The sequence below is a fragment of the Rhodococcus globerulus genome (assembly GCF_019334125.1).
Taxonomy (GTDB): domain Bacteria; phylum Actinomycetota; class Actinomycetes; order Mycobacteriales; family Mycobacteriaceae; genus Rhodococcus_F; species Rhodococcus_F globerula.
Genome location: NZ_CP079698.1, coordinates 4,838,144 through 4,852,474 on the forward strand (window position 1 = coordinate 4,838,144; position 14,331 = coordinate 4,852,474).

Annotated in this window: 11 protein-coding genes; 6 read left to right on the forward strand and 5 right to left on the reverse strand. The window is 62.1% G+C overall.

The window, feature by feature from the left end; all coding sequences use genetic code 11:
• Positions 1-3 precede the first annotated feature (3 nt).
• The 3 genes from KYT97_RS22045 to nhaA are packed head-to-tail and all read right to left on the reverse strand — an operon-like array spanning position 4 to position 2,688.
• Positions 4-936, reverse strand: a complete 933-nt coding sequence (locus tag KYT97_RS22045) for an alpha/beta fold hydrolase (RefSeq protein ID WP_141485494.1) — start codon at positions 934-936, stop codon at positions 4-6.
• Between the two features lie 10 nt (positions 937-946).
• Positions 947-1,456: a phage holin family protein gene (locus tag KYT97_RS22050; RefSeq protein WP_033235941.1), complete on the reverse strand. Its 510-nt coding sequence runs from the start codon at positions 1,454-1,456 to the stop codon at positions 947-949.
• The gene (nhaA, locus tag KYT97_RS22055; protein ID WP_033235942.1) at positions 1,453-2,688 is read right to left on the reverse strand and encodes a Na+/H+ antiporter NhaA; all 1,236 of its coding nucleotides are present in this window, start codon (positions 2,686-2,688) and stop codon (positions 1,453-1,455) included. Before nhaA ends, KYT97_RS22050 begins: the two co-directional genes overlap by 4 nt.
• Before the next feature lie 240 nt (positions 2,689-2,928).
• On the opposite strand from nhaA, the gene KYT97_RS22060 reads away from it, so the two are divergent.
• A complete protein-coding gene (locus KYT97_RS22060) occupies positions 2,929-4,314 on the forward strand; it encodes an MFS transporter (protein WP_033235943.1) in 1,386 nt (461 codons plus the stop codon).
• Positions 4,315-4,382: 68 nt separating this feature from the next.
• Here the strand turns inward: KYT97_RS22060 and acs are convergent, their stop codons facing one another.
• Complete coding sequence (gene acs, locus KYT97_RS22065) at positions 4,383-6,314, reverse strand: acetate--CoA ligase (protein WP_033235944.1); 1,932 nt, start codon at positions 6,312-6,314, stop codon at positions 4,383-4,385.
• Between the two features lie 364 nt (positions 6,315-6,678).
• Here acs and KYT97_RS22070 point away from each other — a divergent pair, with 364 nt between their 5' ends.
• The 5 genes from KYT97_RS22070 (at position 6,679) to KYT97_RS22090 (ending at position 12,835) form a co-directional block, all read left to right on the forward strand.
• Positions 6,679-8,295: a peptide ABC transporter substrate-binding protein gene (locus KYT97_RS22070; RefSeq protein WP_219110677.1), complete on the forward strand. Its 1,617-nt coding sequence runs from the start codon at positions 6,679-6,681 to the stop codon at positions 8,293-8,295.
• A gap of 125 nt (positions 8,296-8,420) precedes the next feature.
• Positions 8,421-9,347, forward strand: a complete 927-nt coding sequence (locus KYT97_RS22075) for an ABC transporter permease (RefSeq protein ID WP_033235977.1) — start codon at positions 8,421-8,423, stop codon at positions 9,345-9,347.
• Positions 9,340-10,296 carry an ABC transporter permease gene (locus tag KYT97_RS22080; protein WP_019746638.1) on the forward strand — a complete coding sequence of 319 codons (957 nt, stop codon included), beginning with the start codon at positions 9,340-9,342 and terminating at the stop codon, positions 10,294-10,296. Before KYT97_RS22075 ends, KYT97_RS22080 begins: the two co-directional genes overlap by 8 nt.
• 5 nt (positions 10,297-10,301) lie before the next feature.
• Positions 10,302-12,026 carry a dipeptide ABC transporter ATP-binding protein gene (locus tag KYT97_RS22085; RefSeq protein WP_106939760.1) on the forward strand — a complete coding sequence of 575 codons (1,725 nt, stop codon included), beginning with the start codon at positions 10,302-10,304 and terminating at the stop codon, positions 12,024-12,026.
• 56 nt (positions 12,027-12,082) lie between these two features.
• A complete protein-coding gene (locus KYT97_RS22090; RefSeq protein WP_033235946.1) occupies positions 12,083-12,835 on the forward strand; it encodes a Fic family protein in 753 nt (250 codons plus the stop codon).
• 401 nt (positions 12,836-13,236) lie between these two features.
• Here KYT97_RS22090 and KYT97_RS22095 read toward each other — a convergent pair whose 3' ends face one another.
• A complete protein-coding gene (locus tag KYT97_RS22095) occupies positions 13,237-14,055 on the reverse strand; it encodes an HAD-IB family hydrolase (RefSeq protein WP_033235947.1) in 819 nt (272 codons plus the stop codon).
• Positions 14,056-14,331 lie beyond the last annotated feature (276 nt).

Genomic DNA, 14,331 nt, shown 5'->3' on the forward strand with positions numbered 1-14,331 from the left:
TAGCTAGTCGGCTGCCAGGAAGTCCCGGAGCGCGTCGTTGACGCGCTGTGGGGCTTCCCAATGGGCGTAATGACCGACTCCGGAGACGGGGTGCAACTGTTCGCCGGGCGCCCAACGCCGACCGCGTCGTATTGTCCGCGTGAGAATGTACGGGTCGAGTTCGCCGTGTATCTGCAGGATCGGAATGTGCAGTGTCTGATCCATCAGACGCATGAACCGGCGCCCCTCGGTGCGAAGCTGACTTCGGAACGCCCACCGCTGGTACTCCAGCGTCGAATGAGCGACCCCCGGAATGCGGATCGCTGAACGTAACTTGGAGACAACGTCACCGAACTCGGCCTGCTCGGGCCACGCAGGACCCGAGCGGGAGCGCACCAGACGCTCCACTTCGGCGCCGTTGTCGGCAGTCAGACGCCGTTCCGGGCGGAACGGAAGCTGGTTCGCCAGGAACGCCGGAAAGAGTGCCTTGCGCTGATAGCGGTCGCGGAGGACTGATTGTTTGAGCGCGTGCGGATGCGGCGACGACACCAGAGCGATCGACCGCACCAGACGCGGATGCAGGATCGCGGTTGCCCAGCACACCAGGCCGCCGTCGGCGTGACCGATCAGAGTGGCCTTGCCGTATCCCATCGCCCGGATCAACCCGGCCACGTCGCCGGCCAGCGTCCAACCGTCGTATCCGCGGGGCGGTTTGTCTGAATCTCCATAGCCGCGTAGATCAATGGCAACCACTCGGAAACCCTGCGTGGACAGTGCCGTCAACTGGTGGCGCCATGACCACCAGAAGTCGGCAAAACCGTGCAGCAGAACCACCAACGGAGCATCCGGATCAGCGTCGCCGACCTCGACGACGTGAAACCGGATGCCGTTGGCATGAATGTCCCGGTGAATCCAGGGGCCGTCGAATCTGACGGTGGATGGATCTGGGGCTGACACAGCTGCTTCGTTACCTGCGCGCGTTGAAGTCGACCGACGGCTTTGTGTCGTCGTGGCTGCCGGGAATGACGCTCTTTGCGGCTCTGAGCGATTCGATTGTCTTCTCGGGAGCCCGCAACTTGCGAACCCGCAGATAACCGAGGAGTGCGAGTACTGCGGTGGTCAGCACCATGATCAGGAACACGATCAGGAAAGCGGCCCAACGCTCGAGCCATACGCTGAGCAATTCCGCCAGGAAAAAGAAGAAGAAGAATGAACTGAACAGCAGAACAGTGAAGGCCAGAATGAAGAAGACGCTGCCCTGCAGGCCCTTCTTGACCTCACCGGTGACTTCGGCCTTGGCAAGCTCGACTTCGGCACGCACCAGTGTCGAAACCTGAGCCGTCGCATCCCTGACCAGTGCGCCGATCGAGGCTTCAGCCGGTGTTCGGGCGTCTACGTCGGTGAGAGGAATGGACGACACCGTGTTCGGCACCCCATCTCCGGTGAAGCGTTGGCTCTCTCCGTTGGTCACGCTCACTTGTCGACCTCTCCAGGTAGTTCTCTCGCGTCTGTGGCTATGGCATTGGCTTCAGCTCGCGCCGCATGAACCCGTCCACGTCGCCACAGCAGCGCTGATCCGATCAGCGACGCTATCAACGATGTCACGAGAACTGCGGCCTTCGCTATTTCGGCCTCGCTGCCATCGCCGACCCCGTCCAGTGCGAGGTCTGCTACAAGCAGGCTAACGGTGAACCCGATGCCGCCGAGCACTGAGAGGGCAAACATGTCTCTGCGTTCGAGTGTCTTGGGCTTCGTGGCTATGCCCAATTTGATCGCGAGCAGGGAAATTCCGAAGATTCCCACAGTTTTTCCGACGAGGAGGCCGACAAAGACCGATTGCCCGACGGGGTCGGTGAAGATGTCGCCGAGTACCTCGGCGTTGATGGGAACGCCGGACGCGAACAGTGCGAACACCGGAACGCAGAAGCCGGCGGAGTACGGCTGGATGCGATGTTCGAGTCGGGTGCCGGGGGCGTATTCCTCGTCCTTGTCGCGGACAACTCGGGTGAGCAGGCCGAGCGCGACGCCGGCGAGAGTGGCGTGGATACCGGCCTCGTGCATCGAGTACCAGGTGAGCAGGGCAAGTGGCACGTAGAGGAACGGCGTCGTGATGCGTTTGTGTTGGGCGTAGGCGTACACCGCAAGCGCCGCAGCGGCGGTGAGCAGCCACAACATCGCGATCGACGCGGTAAAGAGCACCGCGATCAAGATGATGGCCAGGAGGTCGTCGACTACCGCAAGACTGAGTAGGAACACGCGGGCGCTGGCCGGTATCCGGGAACCGGTCAGGGCGAGGATACCGAGGGCAAACGCGATGTCGGTGGCAACGGGGATCGCCCAACCCTTGTCCATCCCAGGAGTGCCGAAGCCGATCGACGCCGCGATGAGCGCGGGAACGAGAACTCCGCCACATGCCGCGATGATCGGAAGCGCTGCAGCTTTGCGATCGGAGAGCTCTCCGACAACCAGTTCGCGCTTGAGTTCGAGGCCGGCCACGAAGAAGAAAATGGCCAGCAGACCGTCCTGCGCCCACGTGCCGAGACTGAGGTTCAGGTGCAGCGCAGACGGTCCGATCTGGAAGTCGCGCAGCGCGATGTAACTGTCGCCGAGTGGTGAATTCACCCAGATCAGAGCAATGGCAGCGGCGATCAGCAGGATAGAGCCGCCAACGGTTTCGGTGCGTAGGTATCGGGACAGTTCGGAACGCATTGTGGAGATCACGCGGGAGCAACGCCTTTGTTCGGTTTGCAGACATGTGGACGCGACGAATCACGTGCCGACCAGACTTCCCGGCTCACCTTTACGGAATTTTATCGCGGATTCGGCCCAGAACCCGAATTTGCGCGAGAAAACGCGCAGGGTGTTCAATTCCTACTGACTGAGATTCATCCCACCAATTGGGCAATGTTCGTATACCGCAATGTTCGTACAGCTGCAGGAGCACCACGAGTGAGCACGTCACTGAGTAAGAACCCGCCGACGCCGGCGGGCGGCGAAACTGTCGGCGGCGTACCTCGCCGTCGAATCGTTGTCGCGAGCATGATCGGCACGTCGATCGAGTTCTACGATTTCTACATTTACGCAACGGCCGCGGTGTCGGTCTTCCCGCTTCTGTTCTTCCCCAAAGGCAACGACACCACCGCGCTCCTCGCGTCTCTGGCGACATTCGGTCTGGCATTCGTGGCGCGTCCACTCGGCTCGATTCTGTTCGGTCACTTCGGCGACCGGGTCGGACGTAAAGCGACCCTCGTCGGCTCGCTCCTGACGATGGGCGTCGCAACCTTCCTCATCGGCCTCCTGCCGACCTATTCGCAAGTCGGGCTGCTCGCGCCTGCGCTACTCGCGCTGATGCGCTTCTGTCAGGGCCTCGGCCTCGGTGGTGAATGGTCCGGAGCAGCGCTGCTTGCCACCGAAACCGCAAAGGAAGGCAAACGGGCCTGGGCGGCCATGTGGCCACAGTTGGGTGCACCCATCGGCTTCTTCCTTGCCAACGGACTGTTCCTGACGATCTCGTTGATGATGGACCACGACAGCGCCAACCCGGACCTTGATGGCGCGTTCCTCTCGTGGGGCTGGCGAATTCCGTTCCTGCTCAGCGCAATCATGGTGATGATCGGCCTGTACGTGCGTCTGCGGCTCGAAGAAACGCCGGTGTTCGCGCGCGCCGTCGAGCGCGGCGAGAAGGTCAAGACACCCCTCGCCGAGGTATTCAAGACAAGCTGGCGTCAGCTGATCATCGGCACATTCGTCATGCTCGCCACCTACACGCTGTTCTACCTCATGACCACGTGGGTCCTGAGCTACGGAATCGGCAAAACCGCCGCGGACGGCGGTACGGGAGCGGGCTTCAAGTACACCGATTTCCTTGTCCTGCAGCTCATTGCGGTTGTGTTCTTCGCAGCGGCGGTCCCGGTGTCCGGGTGGCTGGCCGACCGCTACGGTCGACGGATCACGCTGCTCGTCATCACCGCGACAATGATGCTGTTCGGCCTCACATTCGGACTCTTCCTGCACACCGACGGTATGAGTGACGGCCGCATGCTGGCCTTCCTGGTTGTGGGCATGATCCTCATGGGCCTGACCTTCGGACCGATGAGTGCTGTTCTCCCGGAACTGTTCCCGACCAACGTCCGGTACACGGGCTCCGGTATCGCCTACAACACCGCAAGCATCCTCGGTGCGGCAGTAGCGCCGTTCATCGCGGTCTACCTGGTCGACCACTACGGCGTCGGCTGGGTCGGGATCTACCTACTCGTCGCGTCGGCTCTGACGTTTGTTGCATTGCTCGTCATGCGTGAGACGAAGGACGAATCGCTCGATGATGTAGGGGCGTAGGGGGCTCCGCCCCTGTGCGCCTTCCTGGTAGCGGGGACCACCAGAAAGGCTCACAGGGGCCGCAGGCCCTACTTACCGCGTATTGCGTCGAATACCTTGGGGTCGACCAGGGTTGAGGTGTCTCCGAGGTCGCGGCCTTCGGCTACGTCGCGTAGGAGGCGGCGCATGATCTTGCCGGATCGGGTCTTCGGCAGTTCCGGCACGATGGTGATCTGACGGGGTTTGGCGATGGGGCTGATGTCGGTGGAGACCTGAGCTTTGAGCTCTGCGATGAGGATGTCGCCGGTGTTTTCGACGCCTTCGCGCAGGATGACGAACGCGACGATGCCCTGTCCGGTGGTCTCGTCCGCGGCGCCGACGACGGCGGCTTCGGCGACGCCGTGATGGTTGACCAGTGCCGATTCCACTTCGGAGGTGGAGATGCGGTGGCCGGAGACGTTCATGACGTCGTCGACGCGGCCGAGGACCCACAGGGCGCCGTCCTCGTCGTACTTGGCGCCGTCACCGGCGAAGTACCAGCCTTCTTCGGCGTAGCGGGACCAGTAGGTGTCGCGGTAACGCTCCATGTCGCCCCAGATGCCGCGGAGCATCGCCGGCCACGGCTCGTCGAGGACGAGGTAGCCGTTGCCGCCGGGGCCGAGGGGCTTGGCGTCGTCGTCGACGATCTTCGCGGAGATACCCGGTAGCGGCGCCATCGCGGATCCGGGTTTGGTGGCGGTGATACCGGGCAGCGGGGAGATCATGATCGCGCCGGTCTCGGTCTGCCACCAGGTGTCGACGATGGGGGCCTTGTTGCCGCCGATGACGTCGCGGAACCAGCGCCACGCTTCGGGGTTGATCGGTTCGCCGACGGAGCCGAGGAGGCGGATGGAGGACAGGTCGTGGGCGTCGGGGATCTCGCGCCCCCACTTCATGAAGGTGCGCACGAGGGTGGGTGCGGTGTAGTAGATGGAGACGCCGTACTTCTCGATGATGTCGAAGTGGCGGTGCTCGTTCGGGGAGTTGGGGGTGCCTTCGTAGACGACCTGGGTGACACCGTTGGAGAGGGGTCCGTAGACGATGTAGGAGTGTCCGGTGACCCAGCCGATGTCGGCGGTGCACCAGTACACGTCCTTGCCGGGCTTGTGATCGAAGACGTTGTGGTGGGTGTAGGAGGCTTGGGTGAGGTAGCCGCCGGAGGTGTGGATGATGCCCTTGGGCTTACCGGTGGTGCCGGACGTGTAGAGGATGAACAGGGGATGTTCGGCGTCGAACGGCTGTGCCTCGTGCTCGGGTGAAGCCTGGGCGACGGTCTCGTGCCACCACAGGTCGCGACCGGGCGTCCACTCGACGTCGATGCCGGTTCGGTTGACTACCAACACGTTCTGTACGGAGTCGGCTCCGGCGACGGACTCGTCGACCGCTGTTTTGATGGGTGCTGCGGCGCCGCGTCGCCACTGACCGTCCACGGTGACAACAAGTTTGGCTTGCGCATCGTCGATGCGTGAGCGCAGCGCGGTGGCGGAGAATCCGGCGAAGACGACCGAATGGGTCAGGCCGAGGCGGGCGCACGCGAGCATGGTGACGATCGCTTCGGGGATCATCGGCATGTAGATGGCGACGCGGTCGCCGGCGACGAGGCCGAGGTCGGTGAAAGTGTTTGCGGCGCGGCTGACTTCGGCGAGAAGGTCGTTGTAGGTCAGATCGCGGGAATCGCCCGGTTCGCCTTCGAAGTGAATGGCGACGCGGTCACCGTTGCCGGCGAGGACGTGGCGGTCGACGCAGTTGTAGGCGACATTCAACTGTCCGCCGACGAACCACTTGGCGACGGGGGCGTCGGTCCAGTCGAGGACGTCGGTCCATTTCTGGTGCCAGTGAAGGCGCTCAGCCTGATTCGCCCAAAAAGCAAGGCGGTCGGTATCTGCGGCAGCCTGCAGTTCCGGTCCCGCGTTGGCGGCCGCAGCGAACTCTGCGCTCGGCGGATATGCCTGGGGGACGTCCGTTTCGGCTGCGCTTGTCATGGCTGACGGCCTTCTTTCCACATTGATCGACACTTTTCTGACTCCGTGTGAGGGTAGTCACAAGCTCGCGCAAACGCACCGTTGCATCACGTTGCAACTCGTTGTCCTGCGACGATCGGTCGAATCGATGCGACGGGTGGTCGCTTCCGACGACGAATGAATGTGTCCGAATTGAATTACCCCCAAATTTCCAACAATGGGTGCGGTGCGCACTTCGAGGTTGATGTGTCTATTGTCAAACCATTATTCGACCGCAACTCGAAGTTACGTTCATCTTCAGTTGTAGGCGACACGACGCCGGCAGTTACGGCTGTCGGCAGGCCACGAGCATGCTCGGGGTCTATTAGATGTGGAAGGAACTCCTTTGCGTATCTCACGCATAGCGACCGGTGCGGTCGCGCTCGGAATGACGGCAGTGCTGATCACGGCATGTTCGTCCGACGATTCGTCGGGCGGATCGTCCAGCGGGGTCGTCAACGCCTGGGCGGGCGAGCCCCAGAACCCGTTGATCCCTACGAACACGGGCGAGAACATGGGCGGCCGCGTCGTCGACGCCGTATTTGCCGGCCTCGTTTCGTACACCGCCGCTGGTGGCACGGAGAACGAGGTGGCCGAGTCCATCGACAGTACGGATGGTCAGAACTTCACCGTCAAGCTCAAGGAGGGCTGGACCTTCACCGACGGCACCCCGGTCACCGCGAAGTCGTTCGTCGACGCGTGGAACTACGGCGCTCTCTCCACCAATGCTCAGATTCAGGCTTCGTTCTTCGATCCGATCAAGGGCTTCGACGAAGTTGCAGCCGAGGTCCCGACGGCGCAGACGATGTCGGGTCTGAAGGTAGTGGACGACTCCACCTTCACGATCGAACTCAAGCAGCCCGAATCGGCGTTCCCCGACCGCCTCGGCCACTCGGCGTACTACCCGCTGCCTGAGGTCGCTTACCAGGACATGACCGCGTTCGGTGAGAATCCGATCGGTAACGGTCCGTACAAGCTCGACGGAACGGGTGCGTGGCAGCACAACGTCCGTATCGACACGGTCGTGAACCCGGATTACAACGGCAACCGCAAGCCGAAGAACGCCGGCGTCGACTTCATCATGTACAACAGCCTCGACACGGCGTACACCGATCTCCTGGCCAACAATGTCGATGTTCTCGACCAGGTTCCGCCGAGCGCGGTCACGACCTTCGAGTCGGACCTGCCCGGACGCACGGTCAACCAGCCGTCGGCAACCATCGAATTGGTCACGATCCCGGGGCGCCTGCCGCACTTCAGCGGCGAAGAGGGCATGCTCCGCCGTCAGGCGATCTCGATGGCGATCAACCGCGATCAGATCACGCAGCAGATCTACAACAAGACCAGGACGCCTGCGCTCGACTTCACCAGTCCCGCAATCGAGGGTTGGAACGACTCGCTGACCGGAAACGGCAACGTGAAGTTCGATCCCGAGGCAGCCAAGGCTGCTTGGGCGAAGGCCGATGCAATTGCTCCGTGGTCGGGCAGCTTCGAGATCGCGTACAACTCCGATGGTGGACACCAGGAATGGGTCGACGCCACGTCGAACAGCATCCGCAACATCCTCGGCATCGACGCAAAGGGCAAGCAGTACCCCACCTTTGCTCAGATCCGTACCGAAGCCACCAACCGCACCATCCAGAGTGCATTCCGTGCCGGCTGGCAGGGTGACTACCCGCAGCAGTACGGCTTCCTGGCGCAGAACTACCAGACCGGTGGCAGCTCCAACGACGGTGACTACTCCAACCCCGAGTTCGACCGCCTCCTGCGCGAATCGGCCGGCCAGACCGATCAGGCGAAGGCTCAGGAACTGCTCGACCAGGCTCAGGAAGTCCTGCTCAAGGACCTGCCTGCAGTTCCGACGTGGTACCGCAACGCAGCCAGTGGATGGTCGGAGAACGTCTCCAACGTCACCATCAGCTGGAATGGTATTCCGGTCTACGAAGACATCGAAAAGAACTGACGCGTAGAACGATTCGCATCTGAAACGTGAGTTCGGGGTGGCAGGCGCTCTGCCTGCCGCCCCGAACTCGTGTTCACGTCGGATTGTCCGCTGACGGACACGATCATCGACAAGGAGGTGATCCGATGCTCTGGTACATCGGTCGCCGAGTGCTTCAAATGATCCCGGTTTTTCTCGGGGCCACTCTTCTGATCTACGCCATGGTCTTCTTGCTTCCCGGTGATCCGATTGCCGCGTTGGCGGGCGACAAGGCGCTCAGTCCGGCTGTTGCACAGCAGCTTCGGGAGCGCTACCACCTCGATCTCCCCTTCTATCAGCAGTACCTGCTGTACTTGAAGGGCATCTTCACGCTGGACTTCGGCACGTCGTTCTCCGGACGGCCTGTCAGTGAAGTTCTGGCACAGGCATTTCCGATCACGATGAAACTTGCCTTCATGGCACTGATCGTCGAGACGGTCTTCGGTGTCGGCTTCGGCCTCATCGCCGGCCTGCGTAAGGGCGGATTCTTCGACAGCACCGTCCTGCTGTTCAGCCTCGTTCTCATCGCCATCCCGATCTTCGTGATCGGCTTCCTGGCTCAGTTCTTCATCGGCGTCAAATGGGGCATCGTCCCGCCGACGGTCGGTGGCAACACCAGCTTCAAGAATCTCCTGCTCCCCGCCCTGGTTCTGGGTTCGGTCTCGTTTGCCTACGTACTGCGACTTACCCGAACGTCCGTGGCGGAGAACCTGAGTGCCGACTACGTGCGAACAGCCACCGCCAAGGGACTTTCCCGCGGACGAGTGGTTCGCGTGCACGTGTTGCGCAACTCGCTGATCCCCGTGGTCACCTTCCTGGGTGCCGACCTCGCGACGTTGATGGGCGGCGCCATCGTCACCGAGGGCATCTTCAACATCAACGGCGTCGGCGGCACGATCTACCAGGCGGTGACCAGAGGTGAAGCGCCGACGGTGGTTTCGTTTGTCACCATCCTGATCGTGATCTACCTGATCGCGAATCTGCTCGTCGACCTCTTGTACGCCGCGCTCGATCCGAGGATCCGCTATGTCTGAGACCGTGAAGACCGGACGTGCAGTCCGGCAAAGTCATTTCGTGGCACCGCCCGAAGTTGCGGCACCGGGGGAGACGGACGCCGTCAAGCTCGATCAGGCGCCGACAAGCATGTGGACCGACGCGTGGCGCGATCTGCGCAAGCGTCCCCTGTTCATCATCTCGACGATCATCATCCTCGCGGTCATCGTCATCGCAGCGTTTCCGAGCTTGTTCACGAGCACCGATCCGCGGTTCTGCGATCTGACCTACAGCATGCAGGGGCCGACCTCAGGGCACTGGTTCGGTTTCGATCGTCAGGGCTGTGACGTCTACTCGCGCACCATCTACGGTGCTCGCGCATCCGTACTCGTGGGCGTCGGCGTCACGGCGTCGGTGCTGGTGATCGGAGTGATCTTCGGTGCACTGTCCGGGTTCTACGGGGGCTGGACCGATTCGATTCTCTCCCGTGTCGCCGACATCTTCTTCGGTATCCCGCTGATCCTCGCTGCCATCGTTCTGATGCAGCTGTTCACCGATCGCACCATCTGGACCGTCGTCGGCGTCCTGGCGCTCTTCGGCTGGCCGCAGATGGCAAGAATTGCTCGTGGTGCGGTGATTTCGGCGAAGAACAACGATTACGTCATGGCTTCGGAAGCGTTGGGTGTCTCGAAGCTCAAGACCCTGATTCGCCACGTCATCCCGAACTCGTTGGCTCCCATCATCGTGGTGGCCACCATCTCGCTCGGCACGTACATCGTTGCCGAGGCGACGCTGTCCTTCCTCGGTATCGGGCTCCCGTCCACCGAGGTTTCGTGGGGCGGTGACATCAGCAACGCTCAGGTGACGCTGCGTCAGGGATCGACCATTCTGTTCTACCCGGCAACGGCTTTGGCGATCACCGTCCTCGGATTCATCATGATGGGTGACGCGCTGCGCGACGCCCTCGATCCCAAGTCGCGGAAGCGGTGAGCACGATGACCACCAAGGAAACTCTCACCTCGGAGGAAACTCCGCTGCTCGAGATTCGTGATCTCGAGGTGTCGTTCCAGTCCAATTCCGGTCCGGTTCCGGCAGTTCGAGGCGTCAGCCTGACTGTCTATCCGGGTCAGACGGTCGCCATCGTCGGCGAATCGGGTTCGGGTAAGTCCACTACCGCGCACTCGATCATCAATCTGCTTCCCGGCACCGGCAAGGTGACGGCAGGCGAGATCATCTTCGACGGCAAGGACATCTCGAAGGTCTCGGAGAAGGACTTCGTCCACATCCGGGGCAGCCAGATCGGTTTGGTTCCGCAGGACCCGATGTCGAATCTGAACCCGGTGTGGAAAGTGGGCTTCCAGATCGAGGAAGCACTGGCCGCCAACGGGATCGCCAAGGGCAAGGCAGCCAAGGTTCGCGCCGCGGAGTTGCTCGAGGAGGCAGGTCTCGCTGACGCCGAGAGCCGGCTGGGGCAGTACCCCCACGAGTTCTCGGGCGGTATGCGTCAGCGTGCGCTCATCGCGATCGGATTGTCAGCTCGTCCGAAACTCCTGATCGCGGACGAGCCGACGTCGGCGCTCGACGTCACGGTTCAGCGTCAGATTCTCGACCACCTCGACGGTCTGACAACGGAACTCGGCACCGCCGTTCTGCTCATCACCCACGATCTGGGGTTGGCCGCCGAGCGTGCCGAGCACCTGATCGTGATGAGCAAGGGTCGCATCGTCGAATCCGGTCCGGCACTGGAGATTCTGAAGCGACCGCAACACCCGTACACGCAGAAGCTGGTCGCTGCTGCGCCGTCGTTGGCGTCGAAGCGGCTCAGTTCGTCGGTGGCCCGCGCCGAGATTCGGGAACAGGCGGAAGAGGTCGCCGAAGCGGTCAAGGCCGAGGAAAGTACGGCAGAGTCCTTCGGCAAGGCGACCGACGACGTTCTTGTTGTCGATCATCTGACCAAGGTGTTCAAGCTGCGCAAGGGTTTCCGCAAGACCACCGACTTCACAGCTGTGAACGACGTGTCCTTCAAGGTCCGCCGCGGAACCACCACGGCGATCGTCGGCGAATCGGGTTCCGGTAAGTCGACGGTCGCGCAGATGGTTCTCGGTTTGCTCGAGCCCACTGCAGGCAACGTGGTCTTCGACGGTCAGGACGTGTCCGAACTCGGTGCGAAGGAAACTTTTGCGTTCCGTCGCCGAGTGCAGCCGATCTTCCAGAACCCTTACGGCACGCTCGACCCGATGTACTCGATCTACCGCACGATCGAAGAGCCGCTGCGTACCCACAAGGTCGGGACCAAAGCCGAGCGTGAGGCTCGCGTCCGCGAACTTCTCGACAAGGTCGGTCTGCCCCAGTCGGTCATGCGACGGTTCCCGAACGAGCTGTCCGGTGGACAGCGTCAGCGCGTCGCAATTGCGCGAGCGTTGGCCTTGCAGCCGGAGGTCGTGATCTGCGACGAGGCGGTGTCCGCTCTCGACGTGCTCGTACAGGATCAGATCTTGACCCTGCTCAACGACCTGCAGGCAGAGTTCGGGTTGACGTACCTCTTCATCACGCACGACCTGGCCGTGGTCCGTCAGATCGCGGACAACGTGTTGGTGATGTCGCGTGGCTCGATCGTCGAATCGGCGCCGATCGACGACGTGTTCGGCAATCCGCAGCAGGACTACACACGCAAGTTGCTCGACGCGATTCCCGGTGGGTCCATCAAGCTGGGAAGCTGACGCAACAGGTAGGTAGGCAAGTCCACAGAGGGGCTGCAAGGGTACCGTCGTTGATCGTGACGGACCCCTTGCAGCCCCTCGTCGATCTTCCAGGCGTACGCGCCGCCGCTGATCACGCGCGCGACGCACTCGGTGAGGTGCATCGGCACAAAACCAACCGCCGCGGATGGCCGACGACGGCTGCCGAAGCTGCAGTCCGCGCCGCTCGGGCATCGGCGTCTTTGGCGGGAGGGTCGACGGAGCTGCCGGCAGAGGGGATGGCCGGTGATCCGATTCTTGCCGGCGCCCTGCGGGTTGCGCAGGCGCTGGACGGTGACGGTCTGCCACTGATGGAGTCCACGTGGAAACGGGCGCCGCTGCAGGCTTTGGCCAGGTTGCACCTACTGGCGGCGGCAGATCTGGTCGAGGATCCTGACGAACTGGGACGACCTCGCATGGATCCGGGCGTCGGCGAGCGTCTCGACGCTCTCGCCCAACTGGTGACGGGTGGAACGTCGGCGCCGGCTCCGGTTCTTGCGGCAGTCGTGCACGGCGAATTGTTGGCACTGAGTCCGTTCGGTACCGCCGACGGCATTGTGGCGCGCGCCGCGTCCCGACTCGTCGCAGTCTCGTCCGGTTTGGATCCCCACAACCTCGGCGTCCCTGAGGTCAGTTGGCTGCGTAGGCCGCAGGCGTACGCCGATGGAGCCGCGGGATTTGCTTCCGGTCGTCCGGAAGGCGTCGGGAGTTGGGTAATTCTGTGTTGCGGCGCGCTTGAAGCTGGTGCTCGCGAGGCAACGTCGATTGCCGACGCCGCGAGTCCGAGCTAACCCACATCGGGCTGGTACCACATCGGGCTCGTTCCACACACAAAACGGGCGGCGCTGCCGATTATCGACTTCGCCGCCCGTTAGCACGGACTACTCGTTACCAAGCGTGCTCGGTGGGTTGTGTGGATGGCCTCGGCGAGGGATCGCCATTTTGAGGTCGTCCCCGCAACTTGTGCGGAGTCCTCGCTCAAATTGAACGAATCTCGCAGGCCCACAACACTTCTGCCCTTATAGTGGCTTGTGCTCCGCGTGGGTGCCCTAGTGCCCGTGCTGGGAATCCGGGTTGGGGAAACGGTCCTTCTCTTCTGAGCCGTTCCTGGCCTTCCGTTCTTCCGTAACTCCTTTGTACCCTGTGTTGCGGCTCACAGCAAGTATCAATTTTTGTTTGTGTGCTTGAAGTTTCACCGTTTTCGGCGAAGTAGTGCAAACGTCACAACACCGGCTGTCACAGCTCCGATTCCGAGCGCTGCAGTAGTCGCCACAGCGGTGCCCGACTGTGCTGACAGCCGAGCGCGAAGCGAGACCGGATTCGAGAAAGTCAGTATGGGCCAACCATTTCCGGCTGCTGCCTTGCGGAGCGCGCGGTCGGGGTTGACGGCACTCGGATGCCCGACGGCCTCGAGCATCGGCAAGTCGGTGATCGAGTCGGAATAGGCGTAACTCGCGGAGAGGTCGTATCCGTACTCGGCTGCGAGTTTTTCCATGGCTTCCACTTTGCCGGGGCCGTAGCAGTAGAAGTCGACCTCGCCCGTGTAGTGCCCGTCCTCTTCCTTCATCGACGTCGCGACCGAGTGTGTTGCTCCCAGTGCGCGGGCGATCGGAGCGACGATCTCCTCGCCCGACGCGGACACCACGATGACATCGTGGCCGCGCACCTTGTGGTCGGCGATCAAATCGGCGGCCTCGGCGTAGACGAGGGGGTCGACAATGTCGTGCAGAGTCTCCGCGACGATCGACTTGACCTGTTCCACATCCCAGCCGGCACACATCGCGGTGATGTGTGCGCGCAAGCGCTCCATCTGATCGTGATCGGCGCCCGAGAGCAGGAACAGGAACTGCGCGTAGCTGCTCTTGAGAACCGAGCGCCGGTTGATCAATCCTTGCGCGAAGAACGGCCTGCTGAAAGCCAACGTGCTGGATTTGGCTATGACGGTTTTGTCGAGGTCGAAGAAAGCGGCAGTCCGCCCGGTTGTCAGTCCATTCCCAAGCTTGTCGGTCACAGCTACCGAGGATAGTCCGACAGTCGGTTCGGTTGCGTCACCACAACCGGGAAATGAACGGCGACACTTACGAATCGCTGCTGTTCAGGCTTGCATTTCCCGGACATTTGCAGTGTAGGATTACGGCAGTTCGACTTGCTCGGACTGTGTTCAGCCCAACCCCCCGGGGCTGAACAGACAAGACAACCCCCGCCTCCCCCCAGGCGGGGGTTGTCCACTTTCTCGGGTACATCAACTCGGCTTCGTCAAGTGAGAGTTATCCACAGAACCCGAGTT

Coding starts and splice junctions, on each gene's coding strand:
- nhaA (WP_033235942.1), bottom strand. CDS start 2,688: ATGCGTTCCGAACTGTCCCGATACCTACGCACCGAAACCGTTGGCGGC.
- acs (WP_033235944.1), bottom strand. CDS start 6,314: ATGACAAGCGCAGCCGAAACGGACGTCCCCCAGGCATATCCGCCGAGC.
- KYT97_RS22075 (WP_033235977.1), top strand. CDS start 8,421: ATGCTCTGGTACATCGGTCGCCGAGTGCTTCAAATGATCCCGGTTTTT.
- KYT97_RS22080 (WP_019746638.1), top strand. CDS start 9,340: ATGTCTGAGACCGTGAAGACCGGACGTGCAGTCCGGCAAAGTCATTTC.
- KYT97_RS22085 (WP_106939760.1), top strand. CDS start 10,302: ATGACCACCAAGGAAACTCTCACCTCGGAGGAAACTCCGCTGCTCGAG.